Here is a 21,688-nt window from a genome sequence, read left to right on the forward strand (position 1 = left end):
GCGGACTACAAAACCGTCCGGTGCAAGCGTTGGTTAGGCAGCTGTGCGACTCCATCTCAAGTTCGTTAAGTCTAAAGTGTAATCTAATAAGTTTTCAATATATTCCTCATCGTCGCTTATCAAGATAGCAATCTTGCCACCCGCGATATGTATTTTGTTGGGTTCTTTGTAGCAAGCTTTATGACGACTTATCCATCCAGGCTTATCTCCAGTTGTCTCAATTTTTTCTACCTTAAATGTGTCACAGCGAAGTCGATAAACTGGTGTTTCGTTATAGATTCTTTCACCTTGATAACCTAAGTTTCCAATAATGTATATATAGTTTTCAACTAATGTCGCGGTATGGAAGTCAGTTGGAGGGAAGATATCCTTAGGATAACCAAAAATTTTAAAGATGCCGTTACCCTGATGAACTACAACATCGTTATATATACAGAAGTCAGAATCATAAGAGTCTTCATGCTCGCCAGCTATTTCTACAATTCTCCCATCTTGCAACTCTGTAATTGTTCCGCCAAATCGTTGATGACACCACACCGGTTGACTCAAGTTTTCGGTGTCATCAAAGGCAACTCGTGCTGCATAGGCAGTCGTGCCACAACGAACCATTGCCTCCCAAAAATCGACTTTCATTAGTTCTGGATTAGACTTGCCAAATCGTCGATATTTTCCCGTTAAATATTGTTCATAGGATACTTGTGGCAAACCATGATGAATTTCTAGAAGAAGCTGACGAGCCTCATAACCAATATCGCTAAGATCTTCACCAGCTTGAACAAGCATCCTTACAATGTGAAGATTACTAGCCAACTTAATTGCTGCTTCACCTTTGTTGTTTACACGAGATGGATTTGCACCATTCTTGAGAAGGATATCTACACAGTCAGTAGCATTGCATTCTGCTGCCACCATGAGAGGGGTAGTACCAAAGTCATCCGTAGCTTCAATATCAAATCCTTCTTCAATCAACCATTCTAGGATGTTGGCTCTATTATGTGTGATAGGGTACATCAGTGGTGCCTTCCCACAAAGTCCCCGATCGCTTCGATCTGCTCCTGACAGAAGGAGAAACTTTGCTTTCTTCAAGTCGCCTACTTGAAGGCTTAAGAGCCAAGGTGTTCTGTCCCAATAGTCACGCGCGCAAAGATCAGCACCTTGAGCAATTAACGCCTTTACTCCATCTAAACTTCCTAGGGCAATTTCATACATTAACTCAGTCCATTCTAGTCGAGTAGGATCCGCACCTGCTGCTAGTAAAACCTCGACAGCATCAAATCTCCCTGCTCCTGAGGCACCTCCAAGTGCAGACTCTCCATAACTGCTGACACCACTGACTTTGGCACCTCTCTCAATTAACAAATTCAAAACTGGTATTAAGTTCTCATCGTTTGAGATGTCTCGACCATGCATAGCATCAATCAGCGCATCATAGCCACCTGGTCTTTGGTAGTGAATGTTTGAGCCAACATCTAGAAGGAACCGAATCTTATCTAGGTTTCCTGCATACAGTGCTAAGCTAAGCACTGTATCTTGAGATTCCCCCCCAACTGCGTTGACATCAGCACCGCTATCTACAAGAAATAGAACCATATGGATGTCTGCATCTGCACTAGCTACTGCACACATTAATGGGGTCTGCAAAGAATATATTTCTACAGTATTAACATCAACGCCGCTAGCGATCTGCTGCGCTACTCCTGTGAAATCCCCCCGTTTTACGTAATCATGAATCCGCATAATTTTAACTAGGTTTTAGTTTGAGAATAATTAGAAAATACGCCTAACTCATTATTAGAGAGAAAATTCTTGTCTAGTATCCCTACAGGGGTGATTAGGTGGAAATTGTCAGCCTAATCCGCCTCCAGGGGGAATTAGATGGAAAATCGTCTGCCTAATTGCCTCATAAGGGTGATTGGGCAGAAAAAATTCAGTATAGCCAGCCCTTCAAATCCAGCCGCGATCGTACCAATTATCTTTACCTTCACATCAACCCGGAACTATTTCGGTCTAATGGAAGGAAAGCTAAGACCCCGACACCTTGGAGGAACCTCGATCAAGCTGCTTTGTGGCCCAGGATAGTTGCCCCGTGCCACAAAGCAGCATCACAGCCTCTCTTGGCAGCTCTTTCGTGAGTACAGGTGTGGGGTAAGCCAGATCGGCTAGCTGCGCGCGCAGACAACTACTCAACCCACAAGCCTTCAGCAGGTTAAGGCTATTGAGCACTCTGCTTGATTAATCACCTCAGCTACCTCCCAGCCGTGCCATTCTGCCCATTCAAAGTCGACTTTTCAGGAAACAGGCTGTGAGAAATGGGTGAGAACCCCGTCCTAATGGTGATAAGCCTCGCTAGAGCTGTTTGCTCGGCAGGATGAGCACAACTAAACTCTGCGTTAATCCTCAGGTAACTGCCAAAGTTTAACGCTGCCGTCGTGGTTGCCGGCGCTAAAGACAGTGCGGCCATCCGCGCTGATAGCAACAGCCGGAACACCGTAAGCTTCGCCGTCGCTAAAGGTGTCGATTAACTTACCCGTACTCACGTTCCATGCTTGAATAGTGTTGCTGTGGGTTTTGGCGACAGCGACTTGCCAATTGTGGCTAATGCCAGCAGAAACAATGGAGGAGCAACCCGCGTCGATAGATTGCTGTTGCAGACCTGTTTTTAGGTTCCAAAACTCGAGTCGGCTGCCTTCGCCAGTGCTGGAACTGAGGCAGTCGCCAGCGCGCGCAATCATCAGAGTTTGGGAGTTGCTGCTAAGGGTAACATTTGGTAATAGGGCGTTGGAACCTGCTCGGGTAGCTAGGGTGCGCAGGGGGGTGCCATCGCTTTGTCGCCAAACTTTAATGAGGTTGGGGCCGACACCCAAGACGGTTTGGTTATCTGGACTAAAAATAACAGAGTACTGAGCACCAGTATTGTTGGGTTCGAGCAAAGTTTTCACTAATCTGCCGCTGTTAAAGTCCCAAAGGTGCACAAAGCCGTCTTGATTACTGCTGGCTATTCTCTGACCATCAGGGCTGAATGCGATAGAGCGGACCGCTCCGGTTTGGTTGGCACTGCTAGCGGGAACGAGGTATTTCCGGCCACCAGTTGCTATGTTTAGAACGGAGACAGTGTCATCCAGGCCGCCCGTCGCCAGAGCTTGCGCATTAGGGCTGAGCGCCAAAGAGAAGACATAGGAGTTGGCTTCAAATTGAGGTTGCACCAGCTGGCCTGATTCGACATCCCACACGTTCAAGCTCCCTCCGTTGACACTAGCTAGCGTTTTTTCGTCAGGACTCAGTGATAAGTAGTGGTCGCCCCTAGACTGGCCAAAACCTGCAGCAAAGGTATTTGCCAAACGCGCTTTCTTGACTTGAAACAGGCTGTTAAGCTGAGCTTTATCTGCCGGTGAAGCATAGTTATGAAAGAGATGCGCTGCCTGAACTACGAGAACGGCTACGAGCATTGACCCAATTAAAAATGTCGCAAGCTTTCTCAAGCCAGATGTATTTCCCTCCCAAAGGGAAACACTGAACCGAGCACCCCAAATAGCACCGTAAATGGCACTTCCTACCCATGCCACTATCAAGAGATACAACGACCAGGAAAAGTATCCGAATGTCGAAATGACACCTTTTAGGAGAACGCCAAGGACTATAAAAGATAAAAGTCGAGATCCTAAACAGGCTCCAACAACTGACCAAATAAGCACCTGTCTAGACCTAGTTCTGATTTTGGCAGAATTGCCGATCCAAAATCCGAAAAAGGCTCCAATTAATAAAGCAGTAGGTGTACTTAATAGGACCAGTAGCATAGGGGAATGCCCTTGAGTGAATGTCCTAATCCTTATATACTCCTGTCTTTGGGATACTCATAATGGACCAGCTTGTTAAGTGGCTTTTATGCTGACTAAAATAGTACACTAGGCAACTAGAACATCTTCAAATCATGCCGCTGTGGGGCACTTTTCGCTTTCTTCCACTCGCTCCATTGCTGTTTCTGCAACTTTTCTGCCGGTTTTGGGTGTGCCGGTTGAATGGACAGTCCGCCCTTTTGGCAACCTAGCTGTGCGTATCAAACTCAGGGATGTTAAGAAATAGCAGCACAACACCGTCGCAGCCAATGAAACGAAAGGCGGGCTGCTGCCCATTCCAGGTTTCGAACTGCCACGCGGCAAGCCATTCGCCGACGATGTTTATAAAGCCGATGAACCAGAACAGAAGAGCCAAGGGAGGGCTGTGATCGATTTCCCTGCGTCAGATTGAAGTCAGTCTGACGCAGCAGACCACTCTGACGGAACAAACCAAGACTTAACTGCTTGAAGCAATGAGTACTTTCAGGAGATGCGGGCAAGAGTGTGGGCCCAAGACAATCTGTCCCGGTTCGGGGTGCGAGGCAGCCGTAGAATGTAGGGTAAATTTCCCGACTGGGAGTTAAGCCAGGCGGCGGACCATCCGGCGGCTCTTCTCAATTCGCCTCAAGGTATTACCCTTCATTTGAGTAGTTGCGGCGTGAGACAGATAGACTAGCTGCAAGCGCAGGCAACTACTCAACCCACAAGCTTTCAGCAGGTTAAGGCCATTGAGCACTCGGCTTAATCGATATCACCTCAGTTACCTCCAAGTGGCGTCATTTTGCCCATCAGAATTGATAGCTCAGGAAACAGGTTGATTGCAGGCGTTAGATCGCCTGCAATCAACTACCGGGCCCACCAACGTTATGAATTGTTAGTGCAACACCAGGGACGCTGGTTGAAAAGCGTGAATTTGACGCCATTCGATGCAGCACCCTCCTAGGCTTACTGACGATCGCCTTCAACGGGGCATGACTGCGGCAGGCAGACGGTGAACGTTGTGCCCTCCGCAGCCGTCGAGGCGACCTCTACCGTGCCTTCGTGAGCGACAACGATCTCGCGCACGATGTACAACCCCAAGCCGATGCTGCCCGGGATCCGTTGCGCTGTCGAGTCTGGCTCAGTGTGGCGCATGAGCGGATCGAAGATCGTCGACAGCATCTCTGGCGGGATCGGCGGGCCTTCGTTATGCACGCTCAAGACCACGGTTGCTCCGTCTGAAGTGACCGATAGTTCGACTGGCTCCTCGGCTGCCCCGTGCTGAATTGCGTTGCCTATCAAGTTGGAGATGACCTGGCGGAATCGAGCCGCATCGCAATCGCACGTAAGGTCGCCGTCTGAGTGAAGGCGCAGCATGCGCTGCGGATGGGCAACGCAAAATTCCTCGAAGACGTTGCGACAGAGAATTTCCAGATCGACCGGACCGCGCGTCAGCGGCATCGCGCTGCCCAGCCCCGTTGAGGCGAAGTCGATCAAGTCACGGATCAATCGCGTGACGGCCTCTGTGTTTGTCTCGATCACCGATAGCGCTCTAGGAGAGGCTGGGTGTTTATCTGAGGTGCGTGAGATCAGTTGGGCGGCCATGCTGATGGAGCTCAGCGGGCTGCGCAGGTCGTGGCCAAGGATGGCCAGGAACATGCGGCGTGACTGATCGACGCGATTGGTGTAGCTGCTGATGGCAGCGACGAGCGATTGGTCAATTGCCTCGTTGAAGCGGGTAATGTCATTGACATCGTTAATGTCAAATTGCGAGTAGCGCTCGGTCCACAGGCGGAGCACGCTGGCGCGCAGGGCACGGTATTCGGAGACAACCTCCAGGATGTCAAATCCCCAGCCTACGCGGCCTACACCGTGCCGTGCCGAGGCGTTGTCGAGCCGATCGCTCTCTTCATCAACAGAGCCGCCGTGGCCTTTAGACTTACTTGCCTGCTGCGCGAGGCTCTGGCCGCTCTGCATGTCGCGCGCAGTGGCCCGCAGCATTGCCTCAGCGTCGTCGCGCAAGGCGAGCTGGGTCATCTTCCCCCCAGGCGAGAGGCTGCGCGCAAACGTTTCCCATTCCGAGAGGATCAGCTCGACGTTCCCGAGAATGAAGTCTGCCAGACGCATGAATTTCTCCGGTGAGAACATCTTAGGAATAGAGGCATGATACCGCTGGGGGCGGTCAAAAATATATTGGCCAAATACCTCTCTAGGAGTGATTAGGGGGGTGATTAAATCGACCTACAGCAAGGTTTTCTACCTTTTGGACAAGTATGTTGTCATAGCAGGCGCTATAGAGTGTGGGCGAGCGTTACGGGCATGCACGTTATGGCATTAAAGCTGGTCTCTGCTTTTTCCCTTCCCGGCTTACCCCAACGTCAGCCGGAGGTGGGTCACTTGATTCGGCATTTGCGTCAACTGACGGGCCATACCCAAGAACAATTTGCGGGAGTTTTGGGGGTCAGCTTCAGTACCCTCAATCGCTGGGAAAACGGGCACATGCAGCCCTCGCCTCTAGCGCTGAAGCAAGTCAACAGCGTTTTGGTCGAACTGGCACAGATTTCAGACCCACGCTTACAAGCAGCTCGCCAGGCACTTTTGGCCAAGTACATGACCGTCAATCAGCCGGGTAACGGCTACTTTGAAGGACGGCATCACAGAGAGCAGGCATGACACAACCACAACCAACCTCTGAACAGTTGTTCGCCGGAGACGGGGAGTTGGCGCAGCTGGTGCGCTCGCACGACTGGTCTCAAACGTCACTGGGTGCGCTCGAAACTTGGCCAGACAGCCTGAAAACGGCGGCGCAGATTCTGTTGAGCGAACTCGCTCAAGCCCAGCCGTCGAAGAAAATGCAGGTAGAAACTGAGCCGCAGCAGCCTGGCAATTTCAATCCAACCGCCGCCAAACCTGCCGATGCAGAAGCTCAGCTGCGCGAACTGGAGACAAAATACCACACGCTATTTGAGTCGCTTGATGAAGGCTTCTGCATCTGCGAACTGCTGTTTGATGAGAATGGTGAACCAACTGACTATCGGTTCCTCGAAATCAATGCGGCATTTGAACGGCTCACCGGACTGAAGCAAGTGATCGGTAAAACGGCACGAGAACTGGCTCCCAACCGCGATACCTACTGGGTTGAGCTGCTTGGCAGCGTTGTGCGCAACCGGGAATCCGTTCGCTTTGAGGCGCAAGAGAGAGCGCTAAACCGCTGGTTTAATGTCCATGCCTTTTGCATCGGTGAGCCACAACGTCATCAGTTTGTCGCTTTGTTCACCAACATTACCGAGACCAAGCGCATTGAAGCTGAGCGGCAAAAAGTTGAACAGAAACGCGAGCGCTTTCTTGCCGCTGGGTCAGATTTGCAAGTGATTATGAGCAGTCACGGGTACTTTCACTGGGTCAGCCCAGCTTTTGAGCGTGTTCTCGGCTGGACACCCGCCGAAATGACCTCTCACCCCTGGACTGATTTTCTCCATCCAGATGATGTTTCCGCATCTATTGCGGAGAGCGTCAATGTGTTGTCTGGCGCTGAAACCTTTGCCTTTGAAAACCGCTATCGGCACAAAGACGGCTCCTACCACTGGTTGCTCTGGAGAGCACAGTCTCACTCAGACGAACAAGTACTTTATGCGACAGCGGTAGACATCACTGCTCGTAAACAGGCAGAAGTCGCTCTGCGTCAATCGGAAGAACAGTATCGTTTGGTGTTCGAGTCGATCGACGAAGGTTTCTGCACGATTGAAGTGCTCTTCGATGCCGATAGCAAGCCGGTGGATCACTGCATTCTGCAAGCGAATCCAGCCTTTGAGCGACAGTCCGGTATTACCAACCCAGAAGGCAAACGGGCAAGCGAACTGGCACCGGGACTAGAACAGTATTGGAATGACCTTTACGCCCAAGTCATTCATACCGGTGAGTCCATCCGCACTGAAGTGCGTTCGGACGCGCTCGATCGCTGGTTTGACGTTGTGGTGTCGCGGGTTGGCGAGGCAGCACTGCGCCAAGTGGCGATCGTGTTTACTGACATCAGCGATCGCAAACAAGCTGAAGCCATCATCACCACCGATTTGGAAAATACCCGGTTGTTGCGCAACTTGAGCGCACGAATGATCGCTGAAGACAACATTCAGGTGCTTTACGACGAAATTGTCTTTGCTGCAATTATCCTAACGCGGGCAGATGCCGGTTCAATTCAAGCACTGGATGAATCGACCCAAGAGCTAGTGCTCCTCGCCACCCAGGGGATCGATCAAACCGTTACCGAGCGTTTCCAGCGCATGAGGGCCAGTTCAATCACATCTTGCGGTAGGGTTTTAGCAACGGGTAAGCGCGCCTTTGTAGATTTTGATGCACCAGAAAGCGAAGGCCCTGACGAATCTCTCCGTCTGCTTCTCGAGAGTGGGTTGGTTTCTGCCCAATCGACTCCGCTCACCAGCCGTTCAGGTAGACGAATCGGCATGGTTTCGACGCATTGGCGTAAACACCACCGATCAACTGAGCAAGAACTCCGTTTTCTGGATCTGCTGGCGCGTCAAGCTGCCGACTTGATTGAACAGCGACAAACTGAAGCGGAACGCAGGCAAGTTTTAGAGCGCGAACAGGCCGCGCGAGAAGAAGCAGAACGAGCCAACCGTATCAAAGATGAATTTCTCGCCGTGCTGTCCCATGAGTTGCGATCGCCCCTGAACCCGATTTTGGGCTGGACACAACTGCTGCGCAGCGGCAAACTCAATCCTGACCGTCAAATGGATGCCTTAGCCACAATTGAGCGTAACGCCAAACTGCAGGCGCAACTGATTGAGGACTTGCTCGACATTTCCCGCATCATGCAAGGAAAGCTGAGCTTAACCGCGACTTCGGTCAGTTTGGCCTCTATCATTCACGCTGCTGTTGAAACTGTGAGTTTAGCGGCAGACGCGAAAGATATTCAGATCACGCTTGACCTCGACTTAGACGTGGCTCCGGTTTTTGGCGATGCTGCCCGACTGCAACAAATGGTTTGGAACCTGCTCACCAATGCGGTCAAGTTCACAGACCATGGCGGCCAGGTGACGGTTCAATCGAGGCAAGTTGTTGCTGAAGGCAGCTTGGGCCATGCGGTAGCCCAAATTCGAGTCATCGATACAGGCAAGGGAATCAGTCCGCAATTTCTGCCCCATGTGTTTGAGTATTTTCGGCAAGAAGACGGCTCAACGACGCGCAAATTTGGCGGTCTGGGATTGGGACTCGCGATCGTGCAGCAAATTGTGGAACTCCACGGCGGCACAGTGGCGGTAGAGAGCGACGGTGAGCAGCAAGGTGCAACCTTCATCGTGCAGCTACCGGCCCTGCTGCAGGCCACGCCGCTCCTCTCTGAGTCAATCCAGCCTCAACTCAACTCAGAAACACTCCTAGACAACGTTCAAATCTTGCTCGTTGATGACGACACTGATACCCGTGAGTTTCAATCTTTTCTGCTGAAGCAACATGGAGCAGCCGTGACAGCCGTTGCCTCAGGTGTAGAAGCGCTGCAAGCCTTGGAGCATTTTATGCCCGATGTAATTGTCAGTGATATTGGCATGGAAGAGATGGATGGCTATGGGCTAATGCAGCAGATTCGCTCGCGTCCACCCGCCCAAGGAGGTGCGGTGCCAGCGATCGCGCTCACCGCCTATGCTGCGGAAATTGACCAAGAAAAAGCGCTTCAAGCAGGCTTTCAAACACATTTGACAAAACCGTTGGAACCAGAACGATTTGTCAGCGAGATCACAACCCTGCTCAAGCTAAGCCGAGTCTAAAAATTGTGCCTTGTCACGCGGAGACGTTTCACCAGCTCCGGTAAGAGAACCTGGAAAAATATGCCTGCACTGAGGGATAGTTTTGGATAGGTTATGGTCGCTACGCCCTTATGCGGGGCGATCGCATTTCTACACAATGCTGTCAGAACGGTAGTACCGTAAACAACCGCTTCACCGCGAAATTGCTCCTAAGGCTTTTAATATTGATTGTTGAGCAGTGGTTAGCCCCTTTGCACCTTGAATATTCATACCTTCATATAGGCGATCGCCTATCACTGTTTTAACACAGCGTCCCGTGGCGACATCCCATAGTTTTATTGTGCGATCGAAGCTTCCACTTAATAGAATTTGACTATCAGGGCTAAAGATCACGGACGAGATCCAGCTAGTATGTTCGGCCATTGTATGAAGGCATTCTCCCGTCTTCAGACTCCAGAGGCGAACGGTTTGGTCATCACTGCCACTGGCAATAGTTTGACCATCAGGGCTAATAGCAACGGTAAACGCGATGCCGGTATGACCCTGCAAGATTCTTGAACAAGCTCCGCTTTGCACATCCCACAACCGGATAGTTTGGTCAAAGCTGCCGCTTGCTAGAATCGGCTCGGTTGGATGAAAAGCTAGCGCGTAAACCCCGCCCCTGTGACCTTCTAGCACCTGTAGGCATTCCCCGGTCTGCACGTCCCATAGCCGAATCGTCTGGTCATAGCTGCCACTTGCGAGAGTTCGACCTTGGGGATCAAAAGCAATCGTCCGCATGCTGCTCTGATGACCCTGTAGCACGTGTAAGCATTGGTGGGTTTGTACATCCCAAAGACGCACTGTTCGATCACGGCTGCTGCTTGCCAGGGTTTGCCCAGCAGGGTTAAACAGCACTGCTAATACAGGAGCATCATGAGCAATCCAGCGATCGCCCTGTCCTGTTTGCACATCCCATAGAAAAATGGAGCCATCTTCCCCATTGGTGGCAATGGTTTGACCATCCGGGCTAAAGCTTACATTTGAAATTAAGCTGGTTTCTCTGTAGAGAGTTTTGTAGGGAGGCGAACTTAATGGCTCTCTACCAACCTGCCATTGCCATAAGTAAATTGTTCCCGCTTGACTACTACTACTAGCAAGCAGTTGATTCGGCAACCCAGTTCCCACTGAAGCAGAATCACTCTGATTTTGAGCTGCTGTAACTGTGACAGGGCCAAAACTTAAGGCGTGTTCTCCATAGGTAAAGCCGCTTAACGTTTTGAGGCTTTGCCCACTCGGCATCTGCCAAAGCCGCACGGTTCGATCCTGGTTGGCGCTGATCAAGGTCTGACCATCGGTACTGATGGCGAGCGCCAGAGCAGATACCGTCTGCTCGCCCAAAATATTCGTGCAGTATCCGTCTTGGACATTCCAAAGCCGAAGGGTGCCATCATCACTGCTGCTTACTAAAGTGTCACCCTCTGGACTAAATACAATGTTCCGAACCCAGTCTAAAGTGTCACTCTCTGGACTAAATACAATGTTCTGAACCCAATTGGTATGTCCGCGCAGCAGTATTTCAGGATTAAATGAATGAGTTTTGGAACTAGGCGGATGAATCCATAGTTGAATACAGCCATCGAGGCCACCACTTGCCAAGTGTTGACCATCTGGGCTGTAGCGAACGCAGCGAATACCAGAAGAATGCCCTTGCAACACATTCAGGCATTTTCCAGTCTCAACATCCCAAATTCGAATTGAGGTATCCTTACTGCCGCTGGCTAAAATTGGATGGTTGGGTGAGAAGTGAACGGAGTAAACGTTTTTGGTGTGTCCTTTCAAAACGTGCAAGCAGTCACCCTGCAAATTCCACACTCTTGCGGTTTGATCATCACTACCACTGGCTAACCATTGACGGTTAGCGCTAAAGCTTAAAGACCAAATTCGACTCGTATGCCCTTTCGAAATCCACAAACACTGACCACTTTGCACATCCCACAACCGTACCGTCGCATCATTACCGCCACTTGCCAGTGTCGTGCCATCGGGGCTAAAGGCAACAGCCCAAACTCCACCGCGATGCCCTTCAAACGTCGCAATGAGTTGATGGGATACAACGTTCCATAAATACACAAAACCGTTGATATCGCCGACGGCAAAAACTTGGCCATCTGGGCTAATATCAACCGATGTTGGCACCCCCAAAGTCTCTGAAAATAGGGATGTTGCTAAATCAGAATTTTGAAAATTGACCCCTACCAAATTAATCTGCCGCAGGTCAGCTTGTCGCACTACGAGTTCAGAAAAATCAGAACCTTGCAAATCTACTTTGAGCTGCACCAGCAGATTGATTAAATTCCCCGCCGCATATCCTGCTCCATATTTTGACCGTTGTTGTGCGAGAAGTAGCCTTGCTCTATTTTCAACTTCTGACAGATTTCGGTAAGCTGATAAAAGCCATTCCATTACAGGCTGCAAAATTAATCGCAGTTGCATTGTTCGGATATAGTCTTTTGCCTGTACTCGAATCAATGAATGACTTTGCCATACGTCAAGCTGTCGGGTTGTAAATTCTGTACAGACCTGTTGTATCAACCGCTCTGTGACATATTCCATCACAACGGGCTGCAAGAAAAATAATCCGTCTGTTTTTTCGAGTAGTGACCGCCGGAGCAGTGAATTTACTTGTTGGGGAACGGTTTGTTGTGAGGCTGCACCGATAACATTTTCACGAATCTCTGCGATCGCAACCGGCTCTCGGTGAATAGCAAACCAGTAGAGAATTTTCTGTTCCTCTACCGATAGGCGATTAAATTGGCGATCGAGCAGATCGCGGATGTCTTCAAAGACAAAAACGCCCTGCTCAAGATAGGTTAGAACCTCTGCAACACTGCCGTCGAACAAATCTTGCGTGGCAGATGCAACCAACTTCAGCGCCAGAGGATTGCCGCCATAGTGATTAACCAGGGTTTGCCACTCGGTTTGTGAACCTGTAAACGCTCCTTTTTGCTGAAAAATGGCGCGTCCATCATCGGGCGTGAGTCCGGGGAGAGAAAGCGATCGCACTACGCTCTGGTCGCCCTCCAACAGAGCAATTTCACGAGGTTTCTCACGACTGGTCAGCAAACAACAACTTTGATGAGATGTTTCTCCCAGCGTTCTTAAAAATTGTCCATAAGCCTCATAGCTCGGTCTCCACTGACCTACCTGCTCACTGTGCAAAATGGTTTCAGCATTATCCAAAATCAACAGACACCGTTGCGATCGCAGATACTCCATCACCTTCGACAACTTTCCGTCCACCGTTGTAGGAATGACAGGATCGTCTCCGTGAAGCGGCATCAGAAATTTCAGCAGGCTAATCAGGAGGTCATCGAAGGAAGGGGCGTTGGCAAGTGATCGCCACACTATCACATCAAATTCAGACTGCATCTGCAGAGCTGCTTTGACGGCGATCGTGCTTTTGCCAATTCCTCCAATTCCGAGCAGCCCAACCACACGGCAGCGGTCTACCACCATCCACTGCCACAGCTGCGCCAGCTCGGTTTCACGACCATAAAACACAGAAGCATCGACAGCGCTATCCCAGTTTTGCTGAGGGTTCGCTGGCTGGCCAGACAACGCTTCCACCGATGCGATCGGAGAAATATGATCGGTCTTCGATAACTCCAATTCAAAAGATTGGAAGAGAATCTCCAACGACTGGCGATCGACCCCCAACTCACGCTTCAGAATTCGAGCCAGGGTATTAAGTGAAAGCCCCGTGCGTTCACTTAAATCTTCCTGGGTGAGCCGTTTACCCCAGTTCTTATCTGACTCTACCTGCTGCTTTGCCGCTTGAAACCGTTGCCAGCCATGGGGTGACAGAACGACTCCCCTGGCCCGTGCAGAGGGCGCTCTACCGCGTCTGGGTTTTTGGGTCTTATCCATATTAAACAGCCAAGAGTAGAAGGAGTAAACCTTCTCAGCGGAGTGCAGTAGCCCTGGGAGGGTATCAGGTTTTAGATCTTTAGCGTGTATTCCAGAGCAGCTTTGGTCAAATATCCGCCTTTAGGCGTAGAAGCACTGCCTTAGCTTATCTCAGTGCTTAACGCAGTGAACTTGAGTGTTCTGAATTGGGCGCAGGTTGAACAATAGGACCAACGGATGGGCACTAAGCCCTCCTTCCACCGCCTTCTACAAATGACAGAGAGAAACACGTTATGACCCAGTCAACCCATACAGAACGGCTTATCTTAGTCACCGGCGCTACAGGCAATCAGGGCAGCGCGATCGCCCGTCATCTGTTGCAACGCGGCAATTTCAAGGTGCGTGCCTTGGTGCGTGACCCCAACAAGCCCGCTGCTCAAGCCCTCCAACAAGCAGGCGCAGAACTTGCCGTCGGAGACCTCAACGATCGCGCTTCCCTCGATCGCGCTTTGCAAGGTGCCTACGGCGTTTTTTCGCTACAGATCTTTCAAGATGGCTTAGACACCGAAATCCGTCAGGGCAAAATGGTTGCAGACGCGGCGAAAGCAGCGGGCATCCAGCACTTCGTCTACAGTTCGGTGGGTAGCGCCGAACGCAACACGGGTGTTCCCCACTTCGACAGCAAGTTTCAAGTCGAAGAATACATCCGAGCCAGCGAGTTGCCCTACACAATCCTGCGCCCCGTGTTCTTCTTCTACAACTACAACCTGCTGCGCCCGATGCTTGAGACCGGAAAGCTCTTTCAGCCATTGAGTCCTGAGACGAAGTTGCAGCAGCTTTCTGAAGAAGATTATGGGGAGATGGTCGCTGACGTATTCAATCGCCCCGCAGACTTCATGAAGGGCGAAATTGAACTGGCCAGTGTGGACATGACCATGCCAGAAATCGCTGCTGCGTTCAGCCGTGTTTTAGGTAAACCCGTCGAATACCAACAAGTTCCGTTTGAAGCGTTTGAGCAGCAAATCGGAGAGGAGTTGACCATCATGTATCGCTGGTTTGAGAACGTTGGCTACGGGGCAGATCTAGCCCAGTTGAAGCGTGATTTTTCTGCACAGACCGACTTTGAATCTTATTTGCGCGATCACGGTTGGCAGAATCAGCCAGAAGCGTAGCCGATGTCGGGTCAATGGTTCTTTGAAACTACTCGCTATCGGAGGTAGCCACGCTTCACCCTTAAGTTGCAGCTTAACTCAACGAACTTGCGTGGGCTAAATGGAATATTTGTTGAAGAATGAGAACAACGAGGCAAAAGCCAATGCGGTAAAGACGGCTACCTCATTCCTAACGTATTTTGAAACCATCGCTCTTTAAGGAGATCGAAACAGTGATTTTGACTACAACAGCCACGATTGAAGGCGAAAAGATTGTTGACTATTACGGGATAGTCAGTAGCGAAACTATCTTAGGCGCGAATATTCTCAAAGACTTTCTTGCAGCCATGCGTGACATGGTAGGTGGGCGCTCAGCGAGTTATGAGAAATCCCTTAGAGCAGCTAAAGAGACCGCCCTAAAAGAGCTGACTGAGCAAGCAGAAACCTTAGGTGCAAACGCTGTGATTGGCATCGCCTTAGACTACGAAACAATTGATTCTGGCGGTGGCAGCAGTATGTTGATGGTTGCCGTGAGTGGAACGGCTGTACGCTATCATGAGCTTCAAACCGTTTAGGAGCAAACGTTTCAAGGAAAGTCGAGCACCAAGTGATAAGGGAATCGAGGGGGAATAGGGGAGAACTCACTCCCCCACCTTTCCCAGCCAAAAGATGCCATAAAAAGTAAATTATCTCTCTTCTGTTGCCTCAGAAAAAGTGAATGCTTTATCTCTTCGTGGCATGGCAACTAGAAAAAGACATTTTACGAGTGCAACTCAAGCATTACAAATTTTATCTGGCGAAAGTGGCAAAAGAGGAATAAATTGCGGCTTAACTCAAAGAACTTGCGTGGGCTAAATGGAACGTTTGTTGAAGAATGAGAACAACGAAATAAATGTCGAGTTAACGCCTTCGTTCGCATTAAACCCAACCCATATTAATTGAGGAAAAATCCCATGAGCACAATCACAACGCAAGATGGCACACAGATTTATTACAAAGATTGGGGTGCAGGACAACCCGTTGTCTTTAGCCACGGGTGGCCTCTAAATTCTGATAGCTGGGAAGCTCAAATGCTGTTTTTAGCAGACCACGGGTTTCGGGCGATCGCTCATGATCGTCGCGGCCATGGACGCTCAAGTCAGCCATGGAACGGCAACGAGATGAATACCTATGCCGACGACCTGGCTACGCTGATCGAAACCCTAGACCTCACCGATGCCACACTGATTGGCTTTTCGACCGGCGGCGGCGAAGTGGCCCGCTACATTGGCCGCCACGGCACCAGCCGAGTCGCCAAAGCGGCACTGATCTCAGCGGTACCCCCGCTCATGGTGAAAACAGAGGCCAATCCCGATGGCTTGCCCATTGAGGTGTTTGACGGTCTGCGGGAGGGCTCCATCGCCGATCGCTCACAGCTCTATCGCGACCTGGCTAGCGGCCCCTTCTTTGGATTTAATCGTCCTGGGGCCAAGGTTTCCCAGGGCATGATTGACTGGTTCTGGCTCCAGGGCATGCAGGCGGGACACAAGAACGCGTTCGACAGTATCAAAGCCTTTTCTGAAACCGATTTCACCGAAGATCTGAAGAAGTTCGACGTGCCCACACTTATCCTCCACGGTGACGATGACCAGATTGTGCCGATTGGAGCCGCTGCGATCGCTGCCGCCAAGCTGGTGAAGCATTCCACCCTGAAAATTTATCCTGGCGCACCCCACGGTCTGACCGACACGCACAAAGAACAACTCAACAACGACCTTCTATCGTTCCTCAAAGACTGATGCCGGACGTTGCGGTGAGACATCGTTCTCAAAAGAAACGAACCCCAGTGTAAGTACGGGCAATTATTCGCCGCAGGCATTGGGGACTGTATTCAAAAAAATTCAACTTTAGGAGTAGAACCCATGAGATTAAAGCCGATCAATCAGCAAGTAGTCGCCATCGTTGGCGCTTCCAGTGGAATTGGCAGAGAGACTGCCCTGCGGTTTGCCAAAAAAGGAGCAAAGGTTGTTGTTGCTGCTCGTAGCGAGTTTGGGTTGGCAACGTTGGTGAATCAGATTAAAGAGTTGGGCGGAGACGCGATCGCCGTCACTGCCGATGTCAGCGAATTTGAACAGGTGAAAGCGATCGCCGATCAGGCCATTGCCACTTACGGGCGACTCGATACCTGGGTACATGTCTCTGGAACCAGCGTTGTTGCACCGTTTGACCAAGTCACACCGGAAGAATTTAGAAGAGTCATTGACGTCAACCTAAATGGGCAGGCCTATGGCGCGATGGTGGCTTTACCACACCTCAAACAGGGCGGCGGCGCACTCATTCATGTTTCCTCGTTAGCGGCGAGGGTGCCGTTTCCCCTGCAAAGTCCCTATGCAGCTTCCAAGCATGGCATAGCAGGCTTTTTAGACTCTCTGCGAATTGAATTGCAGCACCAAAAACAGCCGATCAGCGTCACGAATGTGATGCCCGCCATCACGAATACTCCCATTTTCAACAAAATTCGGACAAAGATGGGCGTAAAGCCGGCTGGGTTACCGCCCTACAACAAACCCAGCACCGTTGCCGATGCCATTCTATATGTGGCTGAGCATCCTACCCGCGACTTTGTTGTAGGTGATATAGGGCGAGTATTAGAGATGCTGCAACGCATTGCCCCGGCAATTGTCGATCGCTTATTTCTTCAGGTTGGCTTTACTGCTCAACTGACCGGTGGGCCACAATCGCCAGATGCACCCGACAACCTATATGCTCCGCTCTCTGGCTACGACGTTGTAGAGGGCGACTTTGGCAAGTTGAGCGTACCCAGCTTCACGGATTGGCTCGATCGCAATCCACCTATCAAATGGAGCGCAATCACAGTAACTGCTGCCAGCGGATTGATTGCCATGCTGGGAGGCATTTCAGGTTAAAGACCGTGTTGTTATGGTGTCGCAACCAAGCATGGCGTGACGGTTGATTCCACGTTAGTCCATACGGTTGCGATCGACTAACTTAAACCAATGGCACGTTTTAATTTTCCCTTATTTGCAACTCGACACAAACAGTATTTTGGAGAGAACAATTGTGAAAGATTACAGGTCGATGGGGCTTGAAGGCATACTTCAAGAAGCTTACACAGTTAAAATTAGCGAGTATATTAGCAGCGGCTGGAACACATTCAAGAAAAATCCTGTTGAGTTTGCTGGCTTTACACTTGTGTTTTTCTTGATTAATGTTGCGATCGCCAGAGTTAGCCAGTCCATTACTCTCGAAGGGTTCATCAGCCTCTTCATTTCTGCTCCCTTAAATGCAGGATTTTTAATCGTGGCATTTAAGCTTCTGAAAAATCGCGCTACAACGTTTGGTGATTTCTTCAGGGGGTTCAATAACTACCTGCCGCTTCTCCTGGTCAGCCTCGTTTCTAGCCTAATGATTGGCATTGGGTTATTACTGTTCCTCGTTCCTGGTATTTACCTCGCAGTCGCCTATATCTTTGCACTGCCCTTAGTACTCGAAAGAAAGATGAATTTCTGGGTTGGAATGGAGTTTAGCCGCAAGCTAGTCTCTAAGAATTGGTTGTCTTTCCTGAGTTTTTCTTTTGTGTTGTTACTACTAAATCTAGCGGGTGTTTTGCTGCTAGGTGTGGGCCTGCTCGTGACGATTCCGGTCAGTGCTTGTGCGATCGCTGCCGCCTATGAAGATATTGTGGGCTTAGCACCTAGCAGTTCTGATTTTGAAGGCGGGGTTAGTGCATAAGTGCTTTGGCTAGGCAAATCTGCTTAAAGAAGGCGAATGTTTTTTGACCAATCGCCTTCTTTATCTACACCACTCGATGGCAGATTTCAATTTTCTCTTACTGTCAGTTCAATGCCAATAATGGTAGAAAAGCTATGAACGTTAATTCGCAGACTGATGTTTTTGATGTCATCATCGTTGGTGGTGGCCCAGCAGGTTTGACTGCCGCCTTGATGCTCGGACGAGCCTGCAAGCGGGTCTTGGTCTGTGATGCTGGAAGGCCACGCAATCAAGTTGCTCATGCCGCCCATGGTTTCTTTTCTAGAGATGGAATTTCACCTACAGAACTGCTGCAAATTGGACGAGAGCAACTGCAGCCGTATGAGGAGGTTGAAATTCAAGTGGGCGAAGTGGTCGATGCTCAAAAACTAGGCGATCGCTTTCAAGTGACCCTGAGTAATGGCAACCAGTTTGTCAGTCGCAAGCTACTGCTGGCTACGGGTATGAAAGATTCACTTCCGGCAATTGACGGGTTTGCAGAACTCTGGGGTAGCAGTATTTTCCACTGTCCTTACTGTCATGGGTGGGAAGTGCGAGGTCAGCCTTTAGCAATCTATGGCAAAGGCAAGATCGCACTTGAAATGACATTCATGCTGACCAGCTGGAGCCGCGATTTAGTGATCTGTTCAGATGGTCCTGCTGAATTAACCTATGAGCAACGACAGCAGTTGTCAAATTGGGGAGTTCAGCTCCGCGAAGAAAAAATTGCCCGACTCGAATATCAAGACGACAAACTGACAGGAATCGTCTTCACAAACAATGAGGTGCTGCCCCGTCGCGGTATATTGCTGCGCCCTCCATCTCATCAGCACAGCTATCTAGCCACAAAGTTAGGCTATATCCCTGGCAGCGATGACATTGTACAAGTGGATGAGAGTAAGCAAACCTCGATTCCAGGGCTCTATGCGGTGGGCGATATGTCTAGCCCTTATTCACAGATCGCCGTAGCTGTCGCAAGTGGGACGCTCGCTGCTGTTTCTATCAATCACACTTTGACTGAAGAAAATTTGGTTCATCTCAGCTTATCTCAGTGCTTAACGCAGGGAACTTGAGTGTTCTGAATTGGGGTCCCGCTGAATAATGGGACCAACGGACAAGCACTAAGCCCTCTTTCGATAGCGAGAAAACAAACATGAACGTGCCTCCCCTTAGAAGCGGCAGCCGCTTGCTTTTGATCGCCGGACTCTTTTTAGGAACCACTCTAATCACTTCATTAGGAGCTGTCATGAACACCACAAGCGCACAAAACATCAAACCCACCATCGTTCTCGTTCACGGTGCATTCGCCGAGTCGTCTAGCTGGAATGGCGTCTTGACCCAGCTCAACGAGAAAGGTTACCCAACCGTTGCTGTAGCCAATCCTCTACGCAGCGTGAAGAGCGATGCGGACTATGTTGCCAGTGTCCTCAAGAGCATCGAGGGGCCCACAGTGTTGGTCGGACACTCCTATGGCGGTGCCGTCATCACTAACGTGGTCGGCAACGAGAATGTGAAGGCACTCGTCTACGTTGCGGCTTTTGCCCCAGATGCCGGTGAGACGGCCGTCGAACTCTCAGGACGTTATCCTGGCAGCACCCTCGGGCCTGCGCTAGCACCACCCGTTGCCACTCCGGATGGCGGCAACGATCTCTATATTCAGCAAGACAAGTTCCACGCTCAGTTTGCGGCGGATGTGCCGGCCGCCGCTGCACAGCTAATGGCTAGCACCCAGCGACCGATCACAGAAGCTGCTCTTAACGAAGCCTCGGGTACACCGGCTTGGCAGTCCATCCCGTCCTGGTTCATCTATGGCGATCGCGACTTGAATATTCCGGCAGCCGCCCTCGCGTTCATGGCGGAGCGCGCCAACTCCAAGGAAACGGTGGTCGTCAGTGGCGCATCCCATGTCGTGATGGTTTCTCATCCAGATGCCGTCGCCAGACTCATAGAGCACGCTGTAACAGCTGAGTAGAGAAAGTAGCAGATCAATGGTTAAGGCTGTTTCACCTTAATCATTGACCTATTTTGCAATCCACCCCAAACAGGTACCACGATGAATGTTTTAGTAATTGGAGCAGCGGGCAAGACGGGAAGACAGGTAGTAGACCAGGCCGTTGCCGCTGGCCACAGCGTGACGGCCTTTGTCCGCGATAGTGCCCGATACAACGCTCCACCCAATGTTCGTGTTCTCACTGGGGATGCAACCGATCAAGCGACAATAGCCCACGCAACAGCCGGTCAGGACGCTGTGATCGATACCGTCGGCGGCAAAACACCGTGGCGGAAGACGGCGATCGAACAACAGGTTGCTCGCGCCGTCGTCGCAGCCGCCAAGCAGCACGGCACAAGCCGAATCATCGCGATCTCAGCGCTAGGCGTGGGAGACAGCAAGGCGCAGGCATCACTACCGTTCAGGCTTTTGTTGCTGCCCACCTTCCTGCGTGGCTCTACAGCAGATAAGACAGCCATGGAGCAGGCGATCGCCCAGGCGGAAGTTCCTTATGTGCTAGTTCGACCTGCCGTGTTGAACGACCAGCCAGCTGTCGGCTCCGTGCGCGTGCTCGCAGGCGTAGAGAAGGGCCGACAGATAAGCCGCGCCGATCTGGCTGCGTTTGTCGTCGAGCAGCTGGTTACAGACACCTATGTGAATCGGGCCGTCACAATTGCCAATCGCTAACGTAGTGTGCTCATTGGCAACGATGTGGATGCGCTGAAGTGTACTGCAAATAGTTTGACAACGATTGCTCGTGGTTTAGGCAAAAAAGACGTGGTGCCCGCTTTGGCTTAAGACCGGTAGATGTACGGCGCTTCTAACTCACCAGGCTGGCCATAGTAGGGCGCCAGATATAGGTCGATGGCTAAGCAACGGAGATGATTCACGATGTCTGGCAGCGAACAGCTCGAGAAGGCTACGTTCAGATGCTTCTCTGCAGTGGCCATATCCTCAAGTTGTCTAGGTGGCTAATGAAGGTAGTTGCCTATGAGCACCTCCGTCAGTTGCTGGGCGGTATGCTCATGCTGTCATAACGACTCGCCGCCGACAGCAACACTTCATACAGTAAGACGCTTACAAGACAGCAAATATTGCTCAGTCTAGTTGTCCCGCGCCGCAACCCATCAACGACAAAATGGGCATTTCAGCGATTTCTAATCCATGAAAACTCGTTGGGTTTGGCAACTGGCACACAGGACTGTAGTCCCGATTTAGGCCAAAATTTTGGTCTACTGGCACACAGGTATTTTTACTCAGCCTCTCGACCGCCTTTTAGACTGAGCTTGAGACAGGTTTCAAGGTGCCATCGGGTGATGGTGGCCACGTAGCGCTCGC

Annotated in this window: 15 protein-coding genes; 10 read left to right on the forward strand and 5 right to left on the reverse strand. The window is 50.7% G+C overall.

The features are described from left to right. Positions 1 to 33 precede the first annotated feature (33 nt). The 4 genes from H6F59_RS25115 to H6F59_RS25130 form a co-directional block, all read right to left on the reverse strand. Positions 34 to 1,737, reverse strand: a complete 1,704-nt coding sequence (locus H6F59_RS25115) for an ankyrin repeat domain-containing protein (RefSeq protein WP_199325974.1) — start codon at positions 1,735 to 1,737, stop codon at positions 34 to 36. Between the two features lie 653 nt (positions 1,738 to 2,390). Next, complete coding sequence (locus H6F59_RS25120) at positions 2,391 to 3,794, reverse strand: WD40 repeat domain-containing protein (RefSeq protein WP_190707555.1); 1,404 nt, start codon at positions 3,792 to 3,794, stop codon at positions 2,391 to 2,393. Positions 3,795 to 4,041: 247 nt separating this feature from the next. Next, the gene (locus tag H6F59_RS25125; RefSeq protein ID WP_199325975.1) at positions 4,042 to 4,209 is read right to left on the reverse strand and encodes a DUF2165 family protein; all 168 of its coding nucleotides are present in this window, start codon (positions 4,207 to 4,209) and stop codon (positions 4,042 to 4,044) included. A gap of 569 nt (positions 4,210 to 4,778) precedes the next feature. Beyond that, positions 4,779 to 5,939: a sensor histidine kinase KdpD gene (locus tag H6F59_RS25130; protein ID WP_242021687.1), complete on the reverse strand. Its 1,161-nt coding sequence runs from the start codon at positions 5,937 to 5,939 to the stop codon at positions 4,779 to 4,781. Positions 5,940 to 6,140: 201 nt separating this feature from the next. On the opposite strand from H6F59_RS25130, the gene H6F59_RS25135 reads away from it, so the two are divergent. Together H6F59_RS25135 and H6F59_RS25140 are read left to right on the forward strand one after the other, a co-directional pair. Further along, the gene (locus H6F59_RS25135; RefSeq protein WP_190707558.1) at positions 6,141 to 6,485 is read left to right on the forward strand and encodes a DNA-binding transcriptional regulator; all 345 of its coding nucleotides are present in this window, start codon (positions 6,141 to 6,143) and stop codon (positions 6,483 to 6,485) included. Then, positions 6,482 to 9,592: a PAS domain S-box protein gene (locus H6F59_RS25140; RefSeq protein ID WP_190707561.1), complete on the forward strand. Its 3,111-nt coding sequence runs from the start codon at positions 6,482 to 6,484 to the stop codon at positions 9,590 to 9,592. The genes H6F59_RS25135 and H6F59_RS25140 overlap by 4 nt, the downstream gene beginning before the upstream one ends. A gap of 171 nt (positions 9,593 to 9,763) precedes the next feature. Here H6F59_RS25140 and H6F59_RS25145 read toward each other — a convergent pair whose 3' ends face one another. Further along, complete coding sequence (locus H6F59_RS25145) at positions 9,764 to 13,480, reverse strand: NB-ARC domain-containing protein (protein WP_190707565.1); 3,717 nt, start codon at positions 13,478 to 13,480, stop codon at positions 9,764 to 9,766. A gap of 272 nt (positions 13,481 to 13,752) precedes the next feature. On the opposite strand from H6F59_RS25145, the gene H6F59_RS25150 reads away from it, so the two are divergent. The 8 genes from H6F59_RS25150 (at position 13,753) to H6F59_RS25185 (ending at position 21,037) form a co-directional block, all read left to right on the forward strand. Then, positions 13,753 to 14,631, forward strand: a complete 879-nt coding sequence (locus tag H6F59_RS25150) for an NmrA/HSCARG family protein (protein ID WP_190707568.1) — start codon at positions 13,753 to 13,755, stop codon at positions 14,629 to 14,631. A gap of 212 nt (positions 14,632 to 14,843) precedes the next feature. Next, positions 14,844 to 15,185 (forward strand): heavy metal-binding domain-containing protein, encoded by a 342-nt coding sequence (locus H6F59_RS25155; RefSeq protein ID WP_190707662.1) that lies wholly within the window; start codon positions 14,844 to 14,846, stop codon positions 15,183 to 15,185. A 378-nt stretch (positions 15,186 to 15,563) separates the two neighbouring features. Continuing rightward, a complete protein-coding gene (locus H6F59_RS25160; RefSeq protein WP_190707572.1) occupies positions 15,564 to 16,388 on the forward strand; it encodes an alpha/beta fold hydrolase in 825 nt (274 codons plus the stop codon). A 123-nt stretch (positions 16,389 to 16,511) separates the two neighbouring features. Further along, positions 16,512 to 17,516 carry an SDR family oxidoreductase gene (locus H6F59_RS25165; protein WP_190707575.1) on the forward strand — a complete coding sequence of 335 codons (1,005 nt, stop codon included), beginning with the start codon at positions 16,512 to 16,514 and terminating at the stop codon, positions 17,514 to 17,516. Between the two features lie 154 nt (positions 17,517 to 17,670). Continuing rightward, on the forward strand, positions 17,671 to 18,342 hold the full coding sequence (locus H6F59_RS25170; protein ID WP_313887315.1) for a hypothetical protein: 672 nt from the start codon (positions 17,671 to 17,673) through the stop codon (positions 18,340 to 18,342). Positions 18,343 to 18,476: 134 nt separating this feature from the next. Continuing rightward, positions 18,477 to 19,433 (forward strand): NAD(P)/FAD-dependent oxidoreductase, encoded by a 957-nt coding sequence (locus H6F59_RS25175; protein WP_190707578.1) that lies wholly within the window; start codon positions 18,477 to 18,479, stop codon positions 19,431 to 19,433. A 173-nt stretch (positions 19,434 to 19,606) separates the two neighbouring features. Continuing rightward, on the forward strand, positions 19,607 to 20,332 hold the full coding sequence (locus tag H6F59_RS25180) for an alpha/beta fold hydrolase (RefSeq protein WP_242021688.1): 726 nt from the start codon (positions 19,607 to 19,609) through the stop codon (positions 20,330 to 20,332). Positions 20,333 to 20,413: 81 nt separating this feature from the next. Further along, positions 20,414 to 21,037, forward strand: a complete 624-nt coding sequence (locus H6F59_RS25185) for an NAD(P)-dependent oxidoreductase (protein ID WP_190707585.1) — start codon at positions 20,414 to 20,416, stop codon at positions 21,035 to 21,037. Positions 21,038 to 21,688 lie beyond the last annotated feature (651 nt).

The organism is Nodosilinea sp. FACHB-141 (assembly GCF_014696135.1).
Classification (GTDB): Bacteria; Cyanobacteriota; Cyanobacteriia; order Phormidesmidales; family Phormidesmidaceae; genus Nodosilinea.

Coding starts and splice junctions, on each gene's coding strand:
- H6F59_RS25115 (WP_199325974.1), bottom strand. CDS start 1,737: ATGCGGATTCATGATTACGTAAAACGGGGGGATTTCACAGGAGTAGCG.
- H6F59_RS25120 (WP_190707555.1), bottom strand. CDS start 3,794: ATGCTACTGGTCCTATTAAGTACACCTACTGCTTTATTAATTGGAGCC.
- H6F59_RS25130 (WP_242021687.1), bottom strand. CDS start 5,939: ATGCGTCTGGCAGACTTCATTCTCGGGAACGTCGAGCTGATCCTCTCG.
- H6F59_RS25135 (WP_190707558.1), top strand. CDS start 6,141: ATGGCATTAAAGCTGGTCTCTGCTTTTTCCCTTCCCGGCTTACCCCAA.
- H6F59_RS25140 (WP_190707561.1), top strand. CDS start 6,482: ATGACACAACCACAACCAACCTCTGAACAGTTGTTCGCCGGAGACGGG.
- H6F59_RS25145 (WP_190707565.1), bottom strand. CDS start 13,480: ATGGATAAGACCCAAAAACCCAGACGCGGTAGAGCGCCCTCTGCACGG.
- H6F59_RS25150 (WP_190707568.1), top strand. CDS start 13,753: ATGACCCAGTCAACCCATACAGAACGGCTTATCTTAGTCACCGGCGCT.
- H6F59_RS25160 (WP_190707572.1), top strand. CDS start 15,564: ATGAGCACAATCACAACGCAAGATGGCACACAGATTTATTACAAAGAT.
- H6F59_RS25165 (WP_190707575.1), top strand. CDS start 16,512: ATGAGATTAAAGCCGATCAATCAGCAAGTAGTCGCCATCGTTGGCGCT.
- H6F59_RS25175 (WP_190707578.1), top strand. CDS start 18,477: ATGAACGTTAATTCGCAGACTGATGTTTTTGATGTCATCATCGTTGGT.
- H6F59_RS25180 (WP_242021688.1), top strand. CDS start 19,607: ATGAACACCACAAGCGCACAAAACATCAAACCCACCATCGTTCTCGTT.
- H6F59_RS25185 (WP_190707585.1), top strand. CDS start 20,414: ATGAATGTTTTAGTAATTGGAGCAGCGGGCAAGACGGGAAGACAGGTA.